Source organism: Lutispora sp. QWL-02, from assembly GCF_058315355.1.
In genome coordinates this window covers 758276-778060 of the sequence record NZ_CM177762.1, presented here as the reverse complement: position 1 = coordinate 778060, position 19785 = coordinate 758276, and the positions used below count along the sequence as shown (strand labels likewise).

28 protein-coding genes and 1 riboswitch are annotated in these 19785 nt (G+C 36.2%); of the genes, 7 read left to right on the top strand and 21 right to left on the bottom strand.

Going from position 1 to position 19785, the window contains the following annotated elements; translation table 11 throughout:
* Nucleotides 1-84: 84 nt before the first annotated feature.
* The 4 genes from AC4HCY_RS03465 to AC4HCY_RS03450 form a co-directional block, all read right to left on the bottom strand.
* Nucleotides 85-831: an AlkZ-related protein gene (locus AC4HCY_RS03465; protein ID WP_491096074.1), complete on the bottom strand. Its 747-nt coding sequence runs from the start codon at nucleotides 829-831 to the stop codon at nucleotides 85-87.
* Between the two features lie 137 nt (nucleotides 832-968).
* Nucleotides 969-1280 carry a VanZ family protein gene (locus AC4HCY_RS03460; protein ID WP_491095379.1) on the bottom strand — a complete coding sequence of 104 codons (312 nt, stop codon included), beginning with the start codon at nucleotides 1278-1280 and terminating at the stop codon, nucleotides 969-971.
* Between the two features lie 31 nt (nucleotides 1281-1311).
* Nucleotides 1312-1656: an NUDIX hydrolase gene (locus AC4HCY_RS03455; RefSeq protein WP_323431190.1), complete on the bottom strand. Its 345-nt coding sequence runs from the start codon at nucleotides 1654-1656 to the stop codon at nucleotides 1312-1314.
* Between the two features lie 102 nt (nucleotides 1657-1758).
* The gene (locus AC4HCY_RS03450) at nucleotides 1759-2181 is read right to left on the bottom strand and encodes a hypothetical protein (protein WP_491095378.1); all 423 of its coding nucleotides are present in this window, start codon (nucleotides 2179-2181) and stop codon (nucleotides 1759-1761) included.
* A 192-nt stretch (nucleotides 2182-2373) separates the two neighbouring features.
* Here AC4HCY_RS03450 and AC4HCY_RS03445 point away from each other — a divergent pair, with 192 nt between their 5' ends.
* Nucleotides 2374-2580 (top strand): type II toxin-antitoxin system HicB family antitoxin, encoded by a 207-nt coding sequence (locus tag AC4HCY_RS03445; protein WP_323431192.1) that lies wholly within the window; start codon nucleotides 2374-2376, stop codon nucleotides 2578-2580.
* Entirely contained in the window at nucleotides 2580-2807 is a 228-nt protein-coding gene (locus AC4HCY_RS03440; RefSeq protein WP_491095377.1) for a type II toxin-antitoxin system HicA family toxin, read from the top strand. The genes AC4HCY_RS03445 and AC4HCY_RS03440 overlap by 1 nt, the downstream gene beginning before the upstream one ends.
* A 137-nt stretch (nucleotides 2808-2944) precedes the next feature.
* Here AC4HCY_RS03440 and AC4HCY_RS03435 read toward each other — a convergent pair whose 3' ends face one another.
* The 17 genes from AC4HCY_RS03435 to AC4HCY_RS03355 form a co-directional block, all read right to left on the bottom strand.
* On the bottom strand, nucleotides 2945-3292 hold the full coding sequence (locus AC4HCY_RS03435; RefSeq protein WP_491095376.1) for a hypothetical protein: 348 nt from the start codon (nucleotides 3290-3292) through the stop codon (nucleotides 2945-2947).
* Between the two features lie 110 nt (nucleotides 3293-3402).
* Nucleotides 3403-4266, bottom strand: coding sequence for a GNAT family N-acetyltransferase (locus AC4HCY_RS03430; protein ID WP_491095374.1), 864 nt, complete (start codon nucleotides 4264-4266; stop codon nucleotides 3403-3405).
* A gap of 675 nt (nucleotides 4267-4941) precedes the next feature.
* Complete coding sequence (locus tag AC4HCY_RS03425; protein WP_491095373.1) at nucleotides 4942-5481, bottom strand: 2'-5' RNA ligase family protein; 540 nt, start codon at nucleotides 5479-5481, stop codon at nucleotides 4942-4944.
* Nucleotides 5482-5623: 142 nt separating this feature from the next.
* Nucleotides 5624-5857 (bottom strand): GNAT family N-acetyltransferase, encoded by a 234-nt coding sequence (locus AC4HCY_RS03420; RefSeq protein WP_491095372.1) that lies wholly within the window; start codon nucleotides 5855-5857, stop codon nucleotides 5624-5626.
* A gap of 292 nt (nucleotides 5858-6149) precedes the next feature.
* A complete protein-coding gene (gene rpiA, locus AC4HCY_RS03415) occupies nucleotides 6150-6824 on the bottom strand; it encodes a ribose-5-phosphate isomerase RpiA (protein ID WP_491095371.1) in 675 nt (224 codons plus the stop codon).
* 102 nt (nucleotides 6825-6926) lie between these two features.
* A complete protein-coding gene (locus AC4HCY_RS03410; protein ID WP_323430984.1) occupies nucleotides 6927-7418 on the bottom strand; it encodes an NUDIX hydrolase in 492 nt (163 codons plus the stop codon).
* Between the two features lie 100 nt (nucleotides 7419-7518).
* A complete protein-coding gene (locus AC4HCY_RS03405; protein WP_216556987.1) occupies nucleotides 7519-7719 on the bottom strand; it encodes a helix-turn-helix transcriptional regulator in 201 nt (66 codons plus the stop codon).
* Between the two features lies 1 nt (nucleotide 7720).
* Nucleotides 7721-8071, bottom strand: a complete 351-nt coding sequence (locus AC4HCY_RS03400; protein ID WP_491095370.1) for a DUF3796 domain-containing protein — start codon at nucleotides 8069-8071, stop codon at nucleotides 7721-7723.
* A 118-nt stretch (nucleotides 8072-8189) separates the two neighbouring features.
* Nucleotides 8190-8624: an HAD family hydrolase gene (locus AC4HCY_RS03395; RefSeq protein ID WP_323430986.1), complete on the bottom strand. Its 435-nt coding sequence runs from the start codon at nucleotides 8622-8624 to the stop codon at nucleotides 8190-8192.
* Complete coding sequence (locus AC4HCY_RS03390) at nucleotides 8591-8755, bottom strand: hypothetical protein (protein WP_323430987.1); 165 nt, start codon at nucleotides 8753-8755, stop codon at nucleotides 8591-8593. Before AC4HCY_RS03390 ends, AC4HCY_RS03395 begins: the two co-directional genes overlap by 34 nt.
* 200 nt (nucleotides 8756-8955) lie before the next feature.
* The gene (locus AC4HCY_RS03385) at nucleotides 8956-9657 is read right to left on the bottom strand and encodes a lysophospholipid acyltransferase family protein (RefSeq protein ID WP_491095369.1); all 702 of its coding nucleotides are present in this window, start codon (nucleotides 9655-9657) and stop codon (nucleotides 8956-8958) included.
* Between the two features lie 229 nt (nucleotides 9658-9886).
* Entirely contained in the window at nucleotides 9887-10096 is a 210-nt protein-coding gene (locus AC4HCY_RS03380; RefSeq protein WP_323430990.1) for a hypothetical protein, read from the bottom strand.
* Between the two features lie 590 nt (nucleotides 10097-10686).
* Nucleotides 10687-11514 (bottom strand): DUF2785 domain-containing protein, encoded by an 828-nt coding sequence (locus tag AC4HCY_RS03375; protein ID WP_323430992.1) that lies wholly within the window; start codon nucleotides 11512-11514, stop codon nucleotides 10687-10689.
* 455 nt (nucleotides 11515-11969) lie between these two features.
* Nucleotides 11970-12377 (bottom strand): fosfomycin resistance glutathione transferase, encoded by a 408-nt coding sequence (locus tag AC4HCY_RS03370; RefSeq protein WP_323433175.1) that lies wholly within the window; start codon nucleotides 12375-12377, stop codon nucleotides 11970-11972.
* A 314-nt stretch (nucleotides 12378-12691) separates the two neighbouring features.
* Nucleotides 12692-13774, bottom strand: coding sequence for a nucleotidyltransferase domain-containing protein (locus tag AC4HCY_RS03365; RefSeq protein ID WP_323433176.1), 1083 nt, complete (start codon nucleotides 13772-13774; stop codon nucleotides 12692-12694).
* A 462-nt stretch (nucleotides 13775-14236) separates the two neighbouring features.
* Nucleotides 14237-14743 (bottom strand): AAA family ATPase, encoded by a 507-nt coding sequence (locus tag AC4HCY_RS03360; protein WP_323433177.1) that lies wholly within the window; start codon nucleotides 14741-14743, stop codon nucleotides 14237-14239.
* Between the two features lie 65 nt (nucleotides 14744-14808).
* Entirely contained in the window at nucleotides 14809-15471 is a 663-nt protein-coding gene (locus tag AC4HCY_RS03355) for a CPBP family intramembrane glutamic endopeptidase (RefSeq protein WP_323433178.1), read from the bottom strand.
* Nucleotides 15472-15737: 266 nt separating this feature from the next.
* Between AC4HCY_RS03355 and AC4HCY_RS03350 the strand changes: the two genes are divergently transcribed.
* The 5 genes from AC4HCY_RS03350 to AC4HCY_RS03330 all read left to right on the top strand — a co-directional run bounded on the left by AC4HCY_RS03350 (nucleotide 15738) and on the right by AC4HCY_RS03330 (nucleotide 19763).
* Nucleotides 15738-15992: a hypothetical protein gene (locus AC4HCY_RS03350; RefSeq protein WP_323433194.1), complete on the top strand. Its 255-nt coding sequence runs from the start codon at nucleotides 15738-15740 to the stop codon at nucleotides 15990-15992.
* A gap of 164 nt (nucleotides 15993-16156) precedes the next feature.
* A complete protein-coding gene (locus AC4HCY_RS03345) occupies nucleotides 16157-16372 on the top strand; it encodes a hypothetical protein (RefSeq protein WP_323433179.1) in 216 nt (71 codons plus the stop codon).
* A gap of 573 nt (nucleotides 16373-16945) precedes the next feature.
* Nucleotides 16946-17056: riboswitch (molybdenum cofactor riboswitch) on the top strand.
* 77 nt (nucleotides 17057-17133) lie between these two features.
* Nucleotides 17134-17613: a 4Fe-4S dicluster domain-containing protein gene (locus AC4HCY_RS03340; RefSeq protein ID WP_323433180.1), complete on the top strand. Its 480-nt coding sequence runs from the start codon at nucleotides 17134-17136 to the stop codon at nucleotides 17611-17613.
* Nucleotides 17613-19418, top strand: a complete 1806-nt coding sequence (locus AC4HCY_RS03335) for an aldehyde ferredoxin oxidoreductase family protein (protein ID WP_323433181.1) — start codon at nucleotides 17613-17615, stop codon at nucleotides 19416-19418. The genes AC4HCY_RS03340 and AC4HCY_RS03335 overlap by 1 nt, the downstream gene beginning before the upstream one ends.
* Nucleotides 19419-19493: 75 nt before the next feature.
* The gene (locus AC4HCY_RS03330; protein WP_323433182.1) at nucleotides 19494-19763 is read left to right on the top strand and encodes a ubiquitin-like small modifier protein 1; all 270 of its coding nucleotides are present in this window, start codon (nucleotides 19494-19496) and stop codon (nucleotides 19761-19763) included.
* Nucleotides 19764-19785: the final 22 nt, after the last annotated feature.

The following is a 19785-nucleotide window of genomic DNA, read 5'->3' as shown; positions in this document are numbered from 1 at the left end:
ATACCGGTCGTATTTATTGCTCCTGCTCTTCGCACCCTTGCAGGAATATTTATGTTAATTAAAGTTCCATATTACCCAATTTTATCATTTTATGAATTTGATAAATTTATCTTCTGACATGTTATTTTTGACAACCTTCCAAAGAGCAGCTTTGCTATCGCCTTGGAAGTGCAGGCCTTCAACACCCTGTTTCCATCTTTCGGCAGTACAATAAAGATAAGAATACCAATTAGGATTTAAGCGTCTTCCTGCAATAGCAGTAATATATAAATTCTCAAGCAAAAAATCAAAAGCTTTATCAAATTCTTTTTTATCCATACCCATCGAAACTCTTAATTCATCTTTATCTGCTACGTCTGTCTTACTCATCGCTTTATAGATCAATTTTGCTTGCTCTATGAGCGGTTTTTGAGGTTTGCAACGGCTTAGCAATTGATATGCCTTTACAGACAGATATGTAGAGCGTTTTTTGTACGCTTTGCAGTAGAAGACTTGTTTCTGCTCTATCAAAGAAATTATATTCTCCATATTGTATCCTAGCTTAACCAGAGATGGCAGCTCATTGTTTTCATTGCATAGAATAATACCGTTTCTTTCAATATACTCGCGTAATTCTTCTTGGCGGGCAGTGCTGTATTGATGAAACATATCCGTTTTAACTACTCGTGAATGAATGATGCTTCCGCAGTCTTTGCAAAGTATATGCTCTACATTGGCGCAATCTGCAGATGAATGATACGCAAATATATCAGCAAATACTTGTCCGCCTCCCAATTGATATCCGATACCAATATTTGTGCTTTGGCAATAGGGGCATTTCTCAATATTCATATTACTCACATATACCTCCCGCGAAAAAAATAATCTTTAATTAGCCATAGTATGCTTGTATGACCAAATCCGTTATCTATTTGCAATAGTTAGGAGAACAATCATTATTATCATCATAACTCCCACAACTGTGCCGGCTATGGCAATAAAATTCCTGACTTTCTCTTATGGTTCAAAAATATCCCCAAGAAAATACCTAATGGAACAAACAAAATAATGTTTCCTAGAATATTTGTTCTATTTGTCCCCGCATATGCTTTAATATCCCATATTCCTTTGAAGACAAAAACATTAATAGACCTCATAATAGGATGATTGCCTGTAAATAAATCCATTGGTGAAGCTAAGGATTTAAATATAATAACATTCAGTAAGACGCATATATAAATAATAATTGTGAAGCATAACAACCCATTGATGAGTATTTTCTTATTCTTCTCTTTTCTCATACCTTATGCCTCCAATACTAATATAATCTCTCTATATAATGGGGCACCATACAAGTTCCACGACCTTCCTGTAATCAACTGATCTAAGCCCAGGATTCTCATTATATCTTAATGGTTCACATAAAAAAGTTATATATCTCCTGTAAACGTCCCGTCCCATTCCGAGTTCATCAAAAAGTATTCCCTTTATCTCAACATCTAGGTTCGTTTCCTCTTTGATTTCCCGAATGATGCATTCTTCTTCCGACTCTCCATCTTCTAGCACGCCTCCCTGAAGAAGCCAATATTCTTCATTCCTTTTGCTATTATAATGTCTGATAACAAGAATTTGCCTACCCTTTAATATTACTGCTTGGCATCTTACATCTCTACTCATAAAACTCTCCTCAAATTGGCCTCCCATAATATTCCATACTCTAATTCGTAGAATAAACCTATTCCGACATAATATAAGGAAACAAAGTAAGGTTCGTGCTTGTTACACTCTGCCACTGATTGGATTTTTTCTATAACTCGAAAATACATATCCACAAAGACATAACTGAATTATACTTAAAACAAAAAATTCAACAGTTGCCAAATAAACTTCTCCCAATACTAATATTTGAACAATCAAGCTTACAAAAAATATACCGCCCATTATAGCAGAAATATGCCATGATTTATTACTTCTTCCTCTAAGGCTAACTATTGCTGATATAATATTCCCTATGCCAAATACTGCGATTATAATTATGCCAGGAATAACCCAATTTTCAAAAGGAACTATAGACGCCCACTCATTAGGATATTCAGCAAATATCCCATTGCCTGAAATCATCATTATTCCCGTATAGATAGCACCTAGTGATAAAAACAAGTCATATATTCCTAATAAAATCTTACTAATTTTCTGTTTCATTCTCATTTGCTCCTATCTATTAACTTTCACAAATTGCGGCAGGACGATGCGTCAATTATTCGGTTTGTTATGCAATGGCCCTGCACGCACGACACCCTTATACCTTTTCATTTTTGGTTACACTGGATACTTCTTATACAATAATGATATAATAAAATTATAGAATACAATATTTACTATTGAGGTGTTTTTATGAGTATAAAAGTAACCGTACTAGTTCAAAAGGAAGACAACTGGTATGTATCTAAATGTATTGATAATAATGTCGCTTCACAAGGAAAAACTATTGAAGAATCTCTCAGCAATTTAAAAGAAGCATTAGAATTATATTATGAAAATGGAAAACCTGAAACAATGAATGTTCAAACATTTATTACCACTATGGAGGTAGCAATCTAATGGGCTCCAAATATCCCATTCTCCCTCATAAAAAAATAATTACAACTTTATGTAAATTTGGGTTCGAAAAAACTTCTCAAAAGGGAAGTCACGTAAAATATACAAAAGCAGGCAATCCAGTTAAAGTGGTTATAATCCCTATGCATTATGAAATAGCAAAGGGTACTTTAAAAAGCATTTTAGAACAAGCAGATATTTCTTTAGAAGAATTTTTAAAATATCTTTGATTAACCTATAGAGCATTCACTTATGATGAATGTTCTATAAATTTTATCTATTATATTTTTTCTCAACTTATATAAGGATTTTAATTAACGTTTCTTGTCTGCAACATCCCTGAATCGAGCTTACAAAGCTCTTCTTCTTAGTGGTGCTTGTCATCGCTGCTATAAACAATATCTAACTCAAGTAATTTTGTAATGAACGGATCATTGTACCCTGCAATTTTTTCAAGTCTTCTCCAAGGAGTACAATATATATCGAAACCCACATCCTCCAATATAAAGCATGATGCCGCTTTGCTTGCACCGTCATCATTAGCAACAATACATAAATCCAAGTCGGATTTTTCATATATATCGCCCGAATGGAACGAACCTGCAATTCCTATCAAGGCAATTGCACCTGGACAGACTTTCTCTGCCTTTTTTACAACCGATTTAATTATTCTATCATTTCTTTCTTCCAACTTCTTTTTTATACATGCTTCCATAGCCCATTCCTCCAATGGTTTATATATAATCTTGAATTCACTTTACCAAACAACTATCATTTGATGAACGCTTCAACGCTCTGCTTGAATAATCTGTGCACAGGCGCTAATCATTTTAATTGGTAAGAACAGTTCTCAACCTGCAGTTTAAACCCAAATGAGCTATATAATTCTATTGCATTTTGATTGGCATTTTCAACAACTAAATCAACTATATCAATACCACTATGGCTGAAGGCTTCCTTTACTACAGCATTTAATAATGTCCTTCCATAGCCTTTCCCCCTATATTTCTCGTCAACTGCAATTATTTCTGCCGTAGCTGTTATCCCCCCATACGGCGGAGTTTTAAGCACACTATAGCCAATTAAGAACCCATTATCAATAATGCAAAATACTTCCCTGTTAATTCCGATAGATTGAATTATATCCTTCCCTGAAACATACACACCAGGAAATATGGAATCGTGCAACTCAATAAATTGAGTTGTATACTCCGGCAATAATTTTTCAACAGGAACAGCAAATTCCTGTTTTATGTAATCATTACGATTTAAAGTGAGGACACTTTCATTGCCTTTATTTTCTGCACAAATCAAGTTCATAAGCGACATACATTCAATATTTCTCTTATCAAAAAAGAAATTGAAGCACAATTGTTTTTTATATAGTGTTTTAGCATAATCGAGCATTTCTTTAGCTATTTTGCAAAAATCACCTTCAACAAAAGGGCCGCCACAATCTGCAGTTCGTTTTTCCTCATCAACATAAAAAGAAATAACACCTATTAGAGCATCATCTTTGTAGTAGCCCACAACAACATTATTATCCGATGTTAAACAATTCATAAAATCACGCTGTATAGCGTCATACTGACGATAGCAGAACGCAGAGTTATGCTCCGGCTCATTGTTCTTTCTGTATACCATATCTACAATTTGCTTTATATCATTAACTGAACATTTTTTTATCATATTACTCCCCCTAGCATGATAGACAAATACTCCAGCGAATCCGGCATGGACAGGCTTCATGCCCACTCTCCAATACTCTGCTTCACGAACTCCCTGCTCCGCACCCTTGTGTAGAAACATTGTTATACGGTAGAGCGATCCCCGCAAAAACGAGAGCAGCAAAGATGCTGCAGCTTTATATTTCTCTAATTAGTGAAATATGAAAAATGCGAAGCACTTTTTATGGCTGCGAGGCACGGGGTACGGGGTACGAGGCACGTGGATTGAGCAGGACTCTGGAGTCAAGGAGACGGAAACCACTGAAAGACACGAAGATAACACTGAAAAACACTGAAGGGGTTTAATATATGCAATACAAGAGCGATATAACTGATATTTCGGTCATTCTGAGCGTAAGCGAAGAATCTTAGGTATTCCTTATGGGTCTAAGATCCTTCACTACGTTCAGGATGACATATCAGATATAACCTTATTAACACTTTATACAAAGAATAAAATATCCCTCTGTGTAAATCAGTGCTAAATCAGTGTTAATCCGTGTTCCCCGTTCCCTACCCCTGTATGACGCAATATTCTACTATCGCGTATCAATCCTCTGTAAAGCATAACTCACTAATAAATTGCGGCAAAACGACGCATCCTTGAAGGAATATTCATGTTAGCCGGAGCACCACCTTACTCCCCGTGGCTATATAATTTAAATGATTTCACTAGCTTTACCGGATTAAACTCAACTAATTGTATGGTCTCAATTCTAACGTCTAATGGCTTATAATCTTCAACGATAGCATCTAATGCATCATGAAGCTTTGACTTAGGAATATTCATTCCTAATGTACAATGAGGAACCCAAAAATCAGGCAAATAATATTCCCATTTCCCTTCTATATCCTTTAAAGTCCTATGTAGCTTTGCATGCAAATTAATTAATGCTGCTGAAGCAGCCGGTGATAAAAACAATACATTTTCATTTGATGGGAAAATTCCTAAACTAGGCATTTTTACAGTAAACATACTTTCGTTTTCAGCAACTTTTTCTATTAACCTTTCCATCTCTAAAATATCAATATCATCAAATACTGCTAATGCAATATGCGGAAAACCCCCATATTGATCCATATAGGCTGATATACCTCTTTCCCTTAACTTCTTCCACATGTTTCTTATAATCAAATTGCTCTTCTCATCAAAATGTAATTCTATAGAAAATGACATAAAGCTTATTCCTCCCTAATTTAACCTCTTTGACCCACCCTAAAAACCGGGCATTGCATGACCGGCACGCCTGAGCCGTAAATAGTTCTTAATTTTACTAAAAAAATAAAAATCCAAAAGGAATTAATGCATTTGATTTCTTTTATAAAAAACTCTTTCTAAAGCCTGCAATTTCTCTAAAATTCTCACTTTTATAAAACTCATCTGAACCCTCAGTTGAAAGTAAATCTAGTCTTGTATGAGGATATAAATTATGGCATATATCTATTAGTGCTTTTCCTATACCTTTTCCCCTATATCTAATATCAACAATAATTTCTGCTATATAAGTAGTAATTTCTCCATCTGATAATGCACGGACTAACCCAATTATCAAATCTCCGTCAACAGCAACAAGAGAAATGGGCGAACTTTTCCGCTGCCATTATTACCAACAATAATGATGCGATTATATCCAAGTATATTCGATGCTATCACTTCCTAAAAAACAAATAATCTGTAGTTCTCAGTGTGACGTACTCCAACCGCCTACACTTTGCTAAGAGGCGGGGCTTCTTAACGGTGCTCTCATCCGGTAAAGCAATATGGCTTGTCTTACTTCATGCTTCTGCTCTTCCCGCCCTTGTGTAGATGCATTGTTATCAGATGGCAGGACTTCCTTGTTACATTCAAATCCGCTTCTCAAGTTCCCTTATTTTCCCGTTTTGATATCCAACTATTACTTTTCTCGTCATATTTACGAACAACCCGTTATCAACAACTCCTGGAATCCGATTAATTTTATCATGAAGTTCTTGAGAGTCTTCAATGCTTCCAAAATGACAGTCAACTATGTAATTCCCGTTGTCTGTTATATATGCCTTGTCGTCAATCATTCTTAATCTTGGCTCACAACCCAATCTGTGAAGCTTTTTTAGTGTTGCTTCATATCCAAACTTAACTGTTTCGATAGGTAAAGGAAATTTACCAAGGCGTTTTACTAATTTGCTCTCATCGACAACAATTATGAATTGTTTACTATTTGCAGCTACTATCTTTTCTCGTAATAATGCGCCTCCTCCGCCTTTAATTAAATTGAAGTTAAAATCCACTTCGTCGGCACCATCAATTGTGATATCAATTTCATTAATTTCTGAAAAAGAAATCAACCGAATTCCAAGCTTCTTTGCAATATCTTCAGACTGGATAGATGTTGCAATCGCCCATATATTAAGCCCCTCTTGAACTTTCAATCCTAATTTATGGATGGCCCAATAAGCGGTAGAGCCAGTTCCTAAGCCTACGACCATATTTTCTTGTATGTAATCAACAGCTCTCTCGGCAGCAAATCTTTTTGCATCCATGAATCCACCCGCTCAAATTTATTTACCCTGCTTTCTGAGTTAAGGTAAGACAGCCTGACCCACCCCTCCTTGAGAATTTCTCTATTATGTTTTTTATAAATATCACGATGTAATTGTTTTTAATGAATCATTATTTACAATGTGCTGGATATTTTGGGGGATTTTTATGAGATTATCCCTCAAGAATAATGGATATATTTCCAGTTTATCGATTTCATCAATTTCAAACCACCGAAAAATTAACTTTATGCTATTCTCATTCCCTTCAAAATCCCCTTGTATGTCAAGCAACTTGCAGTTGCTGCTTAATTGCCCAAGATAATAAAAGCCTATCTCATGTAATCCTTCTGCTCCGTAAGCATTAAAGTTTTCTATAATCCATACTAGCCTTTTGATATTTATATCTGCTCCAAGTTCCTCCCTTATTTCTCGAATTAAGGTTTTCTCAGAAGTTTCATTAATTTCACCTCTGCCACCAGGTAATACCCAAGCTCCAGTTTTTATCGCTCTCTGTAAAAGAATTTTATTATTATATATCACTATCCCTGCAACTCTAAAAGAAAACTTTCCATCTTTACCTTTAATAGAAATCACAAAATTCCCCCTAAACTAATTTTCACTCTGAAGCATTACTGATTGATTTGCGTTGCATATAAGATAAATATTTTGACAATAAACTGTCAAAGGTAGGAAACTAATCGAATATGAATATTTCTTCAATAGGAGCATTTACTGCTCTGGAAATATCTACAGCAAGTTTTAATGAAGGGTTATATTTGCCGGCTTCAAGTCTCATTATTGTCTCCCTTCGTACACCCACAATTTCCGCAAGCTGTTCTTGTGTAAGTTCTTTCAATTGTCTATATTTTTTAAGATTGCAAATAAATTCAGCCATATTATTTTTCCTCTAATATATATAGTTTTATAGCATAAATATTTAGTGTAATTGCATATGAAAATGATAGCAGTACGCAAATAAAATCAATATTTCTTACAGCTACTGTGGCACACCATATAATAAACAGTTCAATAATAGCAAATTGACCAATAAACGCTAATGCTGTTTTCTTATCTTCAATATATCGTTCATCCTCCTTGCTTCCACTAATTTTTGCAATAATAAAGTTCGCAAAAAAAGCAAAAAATCCAATGAATGATAAATCTAATAAATTACCGGAATAAAAATAACGAAAACTCATAAAACCCAGGAAGCCCGCAAATCCCATATAAAATTGTTTTTTTATCATAATAAGGCAACTCCCTTTTGTGATATATTTATCTCCTTATGTTATAAATATATCACTTCCCTTTTGCTTTATCAATAGTGTAAATAGAAATATTTGCCACCTCTATTTGATTTTTATCTCATATAACATAAATAATGTGCTTTCTATCAATAATTTCTTTAAGTCCTCTTAAATCCTTCGAATAATATTTTATCGTATTTTCTCTCTTTCCTCTTACAAGCACACCTTTTATTCCTACGCTTTCTGAAGAAATGCAATCTTCTATACAGTTTATTAATCCTAATTTTTCTACTATATCATGCAATTCGGGAATATGGTTGGATAAAATAATATTTGCATACCCTTCACTTTTAAAGAAATCAAGCATTTCAATAGTATCATCATATAATATGTATTCATCAGGTTTTATAATTTCATAACGAACCTTTTCAGCATAAAAAATTGCCTTGCTTTCAGGAATGTTTAATTTTTTATAAATAGCTATAAATATTTTTTGCGCATGTATCCACCAATATAAATTCAAATACTCTTCTTTTTCATTGCTCTTTCCCATAAATTTATGAAAAACCTTCCAAAACCAAATTGCTTACCTATATAGCCCGCAATTGCCATGAAAATTTTAGTCATTACTATGAATAAAAATAGAACTGCTAATACTTTTAATATATAATTAATTAAGCCCATAAATCCTCCTCTCCTATCAGCAATCTGATAGTCATAGTAAAATGTTAAGTTAATTAAATTCTAAAGCCTCTATATAGTTCGTTATATTTTACAATTATGAAATAATATAAACTATCCAAAAAACCTCCCTGACAAGCCCAGCATGGATGCCCGGCTCTTCGTCATATTGAAGGAATATTATCCAATCATTTTCAGCCTGCTTATTTATATACTCCTCTATAATTTTCAGGTAACAATTCTGCTATTTTCTTCATTATATATTTTGTGGCAAAATCTTCATATTCTTTTTTATCTTGTTCTTTTGCTCTCTTGGAAAATTCAAATTGTTTTCCTATGTTGATATGAACATCTGCATAATTAAAGGTTTCCGCATTCATATCTCCTTCTTTATTTATAGGTAACAGTCTTTCTGTCCCATATAATCCAATAGGTACAATAGGAGCCCCTGTCATCCTTGCTATAAGAAGGATTCCTTTCTTTGCTTCTATCAAACTACCAACTCTGCTTCTAGTGCCTTCCGGGAAAATCAATAAACTTTCCCCTTGCTCAACGATCTTAATAATTTTCTTAAGACCCTCTATATCAGCAGTATTAGGTTTTATATTTGTAGTCTTTATTACATTAACCCCTATACTTGGAACAGCACTATTTGATAGCTTTACACCTGCTACAAAAGTTGGATCAATCTCTTTTAAAGCCTTGTTTAAAACTAATCCATCAGAATTGCTTAAATGATTGCATATAAAAATAGTTGGTGTTTTTATTCCCTTTAAGTTTTCACTTCCCTCTGTGTTTATATTGGCATATTTTTTTAGGTACTTATCAACAACTTTTTTAGATATGTATGTAACAAATTTATCCGGTAAAATATTTATAATTTTTGCTGTTGTAGCAGATATCATTTGCTTACTCCTCCTAAATGTCTCTATACTTGAAATTATATATTGTAAAATAAGCCAATACTATTGATAATTTTGACCCCTTTGCTAAATTCTCCAGCACCAACGGTCATGCTGTGTCAGAAGATGGATAGTGCCTGCAGAGCTAAAGGCTGACACGGACGTCAACCACCTAAATCGCTTTTTAAACCCAAATTTCTCATACATCTTAACAGCCCTGTAGTTGCTTGCTTTAACTCCAAGACTTATATTCCTTCTCCTGCTCAACAGTAAGACGAAATTCATCTTTACCAAACAGTAGATTATCGCTCTCTCCGCCAACTAAATTCAGATATTTAATCATATTTTCAGCATCTTCTACTTTAGGCTTTCTCAATATTAACTTTTCCCCATTCTTTAATGATATTTCATTAAGAATATCATTTGATAGATTATCTCTCATAAACATCCCCCTTTTTAGCTCATGATTTTCTATAACAACCAATTAGAAAATCATCATAGTCATCGCTTTCAAATCCGCTCATGGATGCGCGGCAATACACTATCCTTCGAAAAATCCCTCCTCTATATCGGCATTTCATATAACGGTCTGCATGCCTGACGCTGCTGAACCGTACATATAAGAAATACCCCCCCCCGGCGGTGCTCGTGCCCGGTGAAGCAATATGGCGCGCCTACTTCTTGCCCCAACTCTATGCGCCCTTGTAGAGATGCATTGTTATCTTTAGTATGGTGCTCCTTGAAAATCTCTCTATCTCCTGCACATATTATACCTATCTTCCATGTCGTGGTAATTCCTCCCACAAAATATAAATAACTTCTATTTCGTCTTATTTTACAGCCATGGAAAAAATCTTCCTAACAAATCCGGGTATGGATGCCCGACACCTCGCCATATTAAAGATAACGTCCGGCAAAGGCACGCACGCTTCTTGCTCTAACCCACCGTACTGGTACGCGGATATACTGTTATTGACGTAGATACCGGAAAAGTTATTTTAATAGTGTTTAATTATCCTTTTTAGTTTTAATTTATAGAAAAGTGTTTAACTTTGTTTCACCGTGAAAGACTTTATCAATTAAATTTGAATTAGCCTCTAAGTGCATTAGCCTAAAATAAAGACTTCTAATGAAATTTTTAATATTAATTCGTGTAATACGATTATTCATACTTTCTCGTTCACTCACCAAATCATCAATCCACTTATTTATAGATTCATTTGATAGAGATTGAGATTTAATAATTCTAATAATTACACATGTTAAACGCTCGTCCTCTTCTTGATGAAAAGAGTATCTTCCGTTTAGTAATTTCCTTTTAATTTCCTCTAGAACTTCATAACAAATTTGTTCATTACATTCCTTACAAGCAATTAATTCATCCAATGCATCTGCACCATGTGAAACTGCATCAGCCCATCCTTTTACGTTGACATATGAACGCAAATCTTTCTCTTCGCGATAATATTTAATTAAATGATTTTTGAGGCTTAATAACTCTTCATTACATAAAAAAGATTTGTTTCTATGGTATTCTAGAATTAGAGCCACAACTAGGACTGAAAATGATCTTTTAAATACCGAATCATCCCCCTCACTACCAAGGTTATAATATAAATGGTTTTGATCTAGTACGACAGATAATATAGACCGTAGCTCTTCTTCATTAAAATAATCTATTACTCTAATCCATTGATAAAAAGTCCTGTATATTAGAAAATCACGTAATTCAGGATCTGGATCTCCGATATTGTTAAGCATGGAAGACACATAATCAGTTGCTTTTTCTCCTTTATTGAGTTTATATTGATTCTTCTTTATTCTCTGCAGGTCGATAAGTAATTGTTCTCTTTGTTCCATCCAATTTACCCCCTTAGTCAAACACTTCTTAATAAAAAATCATAAACCGCAATCCTATGTTACATAACGGACTGGCATGATGAACACGCCTGAGCCTTAGAGCGGCTCCGCTTGGTTAAGGCATGTATGTTGACATATTATTTCTTCAAGAGTGTTTTTCCAATTTGGGTTATTTATTCTTAGATGTTTTCCGTTAAATTGATTTGCAATTGAAATCCACTCATTCCCAATACAATGGATATTTAACCAGACACCAGCCTCATTATCATTTATAATTATTGTATACATATCTTTATCTTCAAATCTTACCATAGTTGCTAACTTTCTGGTAAAATCAGATTCCAAAATCAGTGTTTTCAGCATCTCAATTTGGTTAGCATTAAGTACATATTCTTGCTCGTTTGTGACGACCTGATAACTCTTTAGTCTATTAAAATCATTCTTTTCAACTCTTCTTATACAAGTTTAAATGTCGGCCAATCATTTTCTCTCGCCCATTTCAATCGATCTTCTAAAGTATTGTAATGTAGTTCTAGTTTGTGCCCATCTGGATCAAGAAAATAAAAAGATTCTCCCTCAGATGTATTTTCTTTAAAAGACCTCACCCCAGCCTCTTCAAGCTTTTCTTTCAAACTCTGAAAATCAGAAGATGGAACATTAAATGAAATATGTGAATAATCTCCTGTTGGCACTGCAATTCTCACCTCATCAACATTTAAAGCAATCCACTGATTTCCAGCTAATAAATATGCTCCTTTATCCCATTTTGCAATTAATCTAAGTCCTAACAAATTGACATAGAAATTTAAAGATCTTTCTAAATCCAGAATTGCAAATGTTATATGGTTGATTCCGTTTATCATTTAACTCTCCTCCCTTTAACTTTCCTTAGATAATAGGCTAACCTATTACTCATGAAACTACTGTTATCGAGTGCTCACTAAATTTCTTTTGCCTTTCACTTACCGTCGTTGCATAACCGACATGCCTTAGCCTTAGAGCAATGCTCCTCAGTATCGCAGGTGTAGTGCGTTCACACCCCAGAGCATTTCCCCCCGCACCCTTGCAGGAATATACATGTTATCGGATGGGTGAGACCCCGCTTACTCAGAGTGCGTGTAGAAGGCACACCCTTTACTTTTCATCTTTTTTAAGACTACATCATGCAATAAAAGTTTTAGGCCTGCATATAGTTGTCATATAGCTGTTCGAAAGAATCATATTGTTCTACCTTACGTCCTACCTTGTTATACTCTTCCAAATACTCTTCCATTATGCTTAAGAACGCTTCTTTGAATGATAGAAGATTATCCGGGTCAAAATACTGCATCAAATCAAACTTTTTTGTCCCTATATATTCTGCCATCTCGTCTAGATACTCCTGCGCTCCCCTTGCAGCATGATATGCATAGGATTTATCGTTTGACTCAGTGCTTGCAATGACCTTGTTTCGACAGTTACACCATAATTCTTCGTAAGTACCGCAAAGATTATCGTATGTAGGCACAGGCCGTTTTACAAATTTATCATACATCTTGTCATATAACTCAACTATACTTTTTAACATTTTATACGATACATTGCGTATTTCTTCAATAGTCTTAGCGTCAATTACAGCCATGTATAATTTTTCAAAATCATTAGGTATATATCGAAAGGAAGCCAATTGCTCCATGTACCTTTTAATTCCTCGTTTGAAATAGGTATTATTTAAACTTACAAGAGCATTTATCAGATTATATAAAATCTCACTTGCTGCATACCTTACAGCTCCTACATTATCTGATAGCAAAGTATTAGTATATTCCTGCTTTGCAATATCAATATATTTTTTTGCTCGTCCGATGCATTCATTCCCAATTGGCTCGGCAAGAGCATCTAGCGCTCTTTGCTTATAAGCATTAAACCTTTCCAAATATTCCGACTTTGCGCAATACAAGATTTGAAGGTCAACTAAGCACGAGATCATAGGGCTATTAAGACTAGATTGTGCTTCGATTCTGGTTTCCCATGGCGTACAATAGATATCATATCCCACATCTTCCAGGATGAAGCAAGAAGATATCTCCCATCCACGTTTAGTATTGTTTATTATGATTAGGTCAAGATCACTTTTTTCATGGAAATCTCCGGTACTAAAAGAACCAGTAAGACCAATAATTGCAATATCGTCCCGGAAATCTTTCTTGACGCGCTCGATCACCATATTTATTATTCTTTTATTTTTTTCGATTAAATTTTGCTTTGTCATTTCGTCCATACATTGCACTCTCCTTAATATCTAATATAACCCAATAAAGCTACATATTTGCAAGCTAAGGTAGAACAGCCAGTTACCTAGCTACCCCCTCACATATCCTGGCATGCGGTATTATCGCACCGGGCTCTTCAGCAGGTCTCATTTCTGCATCAGGCTTTGCCCGTTTTATTATTTCCTTATCGCCCTTTTCATGTTGGCTTCCGTTACGTTTACAACAAGTTGCCAGACAGGACGCAAGACGCGCTATTGGTGGGTGGTTAGCCCTTACCATATAGAAACTTTCATTCTATCAGAACCGCCAAGCTTTGCTTGGTGCACTAACGTCTGGTATCTCCAACGCTGCTGAACTGGACGGACATACAAGGAATACCCCTTGGTGGTGCTCACACCCTTAGGCATCCCTAATTGATTTATGCTGAGTGTAATAAAAAAATGCTTTACTATAAGCAGAAATCATATTCATTAACTATTAGGAATCTGCTTATATATTATTTCTGCTGCCTGTTTTGCAGAAATCTCGCTTACATCTATTTTTTCACTATCCATTCTAAAATAATTGCTTAATCTTGGCACACTTATCTCAATAATATCTTCCGTCCTAATACCCTGTTCTATATCTTTTTTAATTCTTTCAATCAATGCCTTTTCAGAACATACGATAGAGAACTTATATACAGTACAATCATCTTTGTTTAGTCTGGACAGCACATCATCAAGAATGCTTTGTTCATGCATTACCCAACAAAAAATAATATTTTGATACTCTGAGCAGGAAATAAAATTGTTTAATAGATGAGTAATATTATCTATTACCATCTTTTTAGTTTCGTCCGTCACAATAAAGGGCGACATATCCCAACACCAATCGCCGTCAAGAAAAACACATTTAGATAATAAGTTTTGCAGTTCTCTGCTTGTTGCAGTCTTTCCTACACCCATTGTGCCATTTATGAGAATAAGGTTTTTCAATCTTTCGCACCTCCCATTATATAAATTGCTTGCTCACATTATTCTAATAATGATGTAAGCTAAAATTATTTGAACCAGTTTTGAAAAATAAGCCCTGTAAAAGCAAAAAAATTTGTAATTATGTGAGCTATCGTTACAATTTTAATAGAATTGGTTTTATATGCAACCCATCCCCATAATAGTCCCATGAAAAAAGAACCGCCAACTAATGAAACAAATCCACCTTCGTATACAATTCCTTTTGCCAAATATAATGATATATGCCAAATGCCAAAAAATATTGATGGATATATATACGCTAAAATAATGTTATTGTTAAAAGCTTTATTAAAAGCTCCACGCCAAAACATTTCTTCAATAGTTCCATTTATTAATGCAAATAATAGAGCAATAAATAAAACTTGTAATCCTGCTGTTGAAGCCAATTCCTTAAATACCACAAAAAATGTGGCAATACAAGGTATGAATGCCAATAAGTAATACAACTTTCTCATTATAGTGGGAATGTTTGATTTTTGAGTATAAATTCCTCCCAGACTACTTAATCCATTAGAGTTATACACAGATACAGGCAGGCAAAATATAAACCAGTATATACAAAATCCTACTACATACCCTGCTGTTCTTCCTATTGCAACGGTAAGCAGAGGAATTAAAATCAACATCGATATACATAATATCGGAGCAATAGAAAGCAAAACAGTTTGCTTCTTCTCTAAACTTATCAACCCTAATCCTCCTTCTTCTATTAAGTTCGTTTTTATCTTAATAATTTATGTGATTAAATCAATATCAATCAGCTTGTTAATGCCCATGATATAATTGACCTAGTGTCAATCAGGTTATAGTTCTTTTTCCTCCTGTTGAACCTTGACCGTTTGCATGGATATTATCAAGCCGATTGAACACTAAATACGCAACAAAAGAAGGTGATACATTGAACCCACTTTACGTCGGTATTGATATTAGCAGCAGTTCCAATGTCGTCTATTTCATGAAACCTGATGGAACAAAACATAGCTGCTTTCCTGTTTCAAATAGTCTAGATGGCGCTAGATTATTATCCAATAGGATTGTTTCTGCAATTACTTCTGAATCCCTTACAGATCTTATCATTGGATTAGAAGCTACTTCCGTCTATGGTGACAGCCTCGTTTGTTTCTTAAGGGAAAATGGTAATCTTGCTCCATACAATAAAAAGATTCACTCAATCCCAAGCAGGTTAAAAAGTTTATGGATGCTTACATAATTGCAGATGCCCTGCGCTTTGGAAGAATCAACAATGAGGTATATACAGACGATTACCGTTACAAGGTTTTGCAGAGCCTTACACGTGCTCGTTTCTTCGCTGTTCAGAGCTAAACCAAGGATAAAAAGCGTTTCCTCAACTATTTATTTATGAAGTATTCTTCTTTGGCACAGGAGAAAGTATTCTCAGATACTTTCAGCACCACTGCATTAGCTGTCTACGAAGAGTTTGATTCCGCAGACGAGCTGGCCTACATGGATTTAGATGAACTAACTGACTTCATTAAAAAAAAGGAAAAAATCGCTTTCCTAATCCTGATGAAGTTGCTAAATTCATTCAGGCAGCTGCCAGAGGTTCCTACCGTCTGCCCAAGACAGTAAATGACTCTGTCAACCAGGTGCTATCTATATCCATAAGCTTCATAAGAGCGCTGGATGCACAGATCAAAGCTTTGCCCTGTTTTAAAAAACATAGTAGGCAGGGCTTGGGTAGGTGTCTTTTGCTTTTATTAGAGTAATGAGATTATCTCATTATTTCTTATTTTCACTACTTGACATCACATCTCTGGACTATCTTAACTGTTAATTACCTACCTATTTCTCCCTTGTATAATCTTCGATTCAACTCTCATGGATCTCCATTGAACAATTTCTTACAATTACGCAGTACTATAAACTACCTAATAAAATTGCCCTAACAAACCTGGGCATGAATGCCCGACATCTCGTCATATTTCAGATATCTTTTCCAATCTCATGTCCATCTACCTAAACATTACCATAATGATTTGGCTTTTTCTACATATAATTACTAATTTTGCGACTATTTCATAGCCATATGTTCTCCATATAAAACCTCTAAAATAAATTGTGCAAATATTTTGTGTTTTTCGTCATATTAGAAGGAGTTGTTTAATACATGTAGAATAAGTAAATTAAATGTATATCTTATAAATTTCATATCGACTCCGATTCCATATGACCGGTTAAGGTTTTTGGAACGATAGGGCATGGGTAGAAATGCCCATACCTGCCGTTGTGCAAAGGAGTCCATCTGTGTTGCAGTTTGTGCAAAAACAGATGGGCTTTTTTAATTAAATAAAGGAGGTGGAGCTGGCGTCCATGCGGCGTCCAGTAAAGGATTGAGCAAAGTATTAATGATTTCTCCGGAAAAGTGCATCGGCTGCAGAACCTGCGAGCTGATCTGCTCCTTCAACAGGATGGAGGAGTTTAATCCGAAGCAAGCTGCAGTATCCGTGCTGGCTTATGATGAGGCTGCAATAGCAGTGCCCATCATGTGCATGCAGTGCGAAGACCCTTCCTGCATGAAGGTTTGTCCTGTAGGAGCAATCGTAAAAGCGGAAAATGATGCAGTCATAATCGACGTTCAAAAATGCATCGGCTGCAAGATGTGCATAAGCGCATGTCCATTGGGCAATATCACCTATAGCCCGAAAGAGAAAAAAATGATCAAATGCGACTTGTGCGGAGGGAATCCGCAGTGTGCGGAGCTTTGTCCCTCAGGAGCAATTCAGTACAAAGAAGCTACACCTGCAAACCTTAATAAAAAGAGGAAGATCGGCGAAAGATTCAAGGATTTGTTTGGGGAGGTGTATGAATAATGTTTGGATTTACAGGCAAACTTCTCAGAGTGAATTTGACCGACAAGACCATTAAAAGAGAAGGCATTAATCCTGAGGATGCCAGGAAATACCTTGGTGCCAGAGGCTTAGGCACAAAATATTTCATGAATGAAGTTGATCCAAAGGTTGAACCTTTCAGCCCCGATAACAAGCTCATATTCATGACCGGCCCCCTGACGGGTACCTTAGCTACTTCTGCAGGCAGATATGAAGTAGTTGCCAAGGCTCCCCTGACAGGCACCATAGGAGCTTCCAATTCCGGAGGCCATTTCGGACCCGAGCTGAAGTATGCCGGTTATGACGGAATCATATTTGAAGGAAAATCAGAAAAGCCCGTTTATCTATACATAAATGATGATGAGGTGGAATTAAGAAATGCTGAGCATCTTTGGGGCAAAACCGTGTTTGAGACTACCGACATGCTGCTCGGCGAAGCAGGCGAAGATGCAAGAGTGGCCTGTATAGGCCCCGGGGGAGAAAAGCTGGTACTATTCGCAACGGTCATGAATGACAAAAATAGAGCTGCAGGCAGATCAGGCCTTGGTGCCGTAATGGGCTCAAAAAATCTTAAGGCTGTAGCAGTAAAGGGCTCAAAATCTGTAGAGGTTGCAAAACCCAAGGAATTTCTTGATATATGCAAGAAAGGCAGAACGATGCTGAAGGATCATCCCGTTACGGGTGCAGGCTTAGCCGCCTATGGCACTGAAGTCCTTGTCAATATTTTGAATCAATCCGGTGCCCTTCCCACTAGAAACTGGAGAGACGGCGGCATATTTGAGCATGCTGATGAGACAGCAGGGGAGACTTTGACGGAAAAATATTTGGTGAGAAATAAAGGCTGCTTCGGCTGCAATATGGGATGCGGCAGAGTGACCAGGATACCGGAGGGCAAATTTAAAAGCTTTGGTGAGGGGCCTGAGTATGAAGCAGGCTGGTCTTACGGAGCAGATTGTGGTGTCAGGAACCTGGAAGCCATATGCAAGGCAAATTTCATATGCAATGAATTAGGCATTGACCCCATAACCATGGGCTCCACTATAGCCTGTGCAATGGAGTTGTATGACAAAGGAATATTGACCAGAGAAGAGTTAGGTAGAGATCTTCCTTTCGGAGATGATGAAGGAATCGTAGAGTTTACCAGAATGACAGGCTTGAGAGAGGGCTTCGGTGATACAATGGCTATGGGCTCCTATAGAATGGCGGAGCTTTATGGTCATCCGGAGCTTTCAATGTCCGTAAAGAAGCAGGAAATGCCCGCTTATGACGGCAGAGGAGTACAGGGTATGGGCCTTGAATATGCTACTTCAAACCGCGGCGGCTGCCATGTAAGGGGATATCTTACATCCCCTGAGGTACTGGGAATACCAGCTAAGCTTGATCCTTTAGTAACAACCGATAAGGCTCCATGGTTAAAGACATTCCAGGATTTGACTGCAGTAGTTGATTCTGCAGGCATATGTCTTTTCACTACCTTTGGTATAGGGCTTCCCGAGATAGCCGAAATGATTAGAACAGCTTTGGGCTGGAAATGCTCAGATGCTGAAATATTGCAGATAGGTGAAAGAATATGGAACTTAGAAAAACTATTTAATCTGGAAGCAGGCTTCACAAAAGAGGACGATACACTTCCTGAAAGACTTCTTAAAGAACCTCTCCCTTCCGGACCTGCAAAGGGCAAGGTAAATGAGCTGGATGTTATGCTAAAGGAATATTATGAGGTAAGAGGCTGGGGAGAAGACAGCATACCAACAGAAGAAAAGCTGAAAGAATTGGCAATCAGATAAAAGTAAGTAGTTTTAGGCTGTCGGGAGATTCATACCAACCGGCAGCCTAACAAATAATGTAAGGGCGGATTTTTCATGAAGGTAAAGTATTTTGCGTATATAAGAGATTATACAGGCACAAAGGAGATTCAAATAGAACACTGCCATACATTAAAAACTCTTCTTATTAAGCTTTGTGAAAAGCATGGTTTGAAGTTTAGAAATAAAATATTCAAAAATGACAGCCTCAGCAGCGAGATAATCATTTTAGTCAACGGCAGGAACATTGTCCATCTCCAGGGGCTCGACACCTTGCTCAGCCCTGAGGATGAAATAAGCATATTCCCGGTGGTCGCCGGGGGTTAATGTTTACATTTTTTTGTATTGG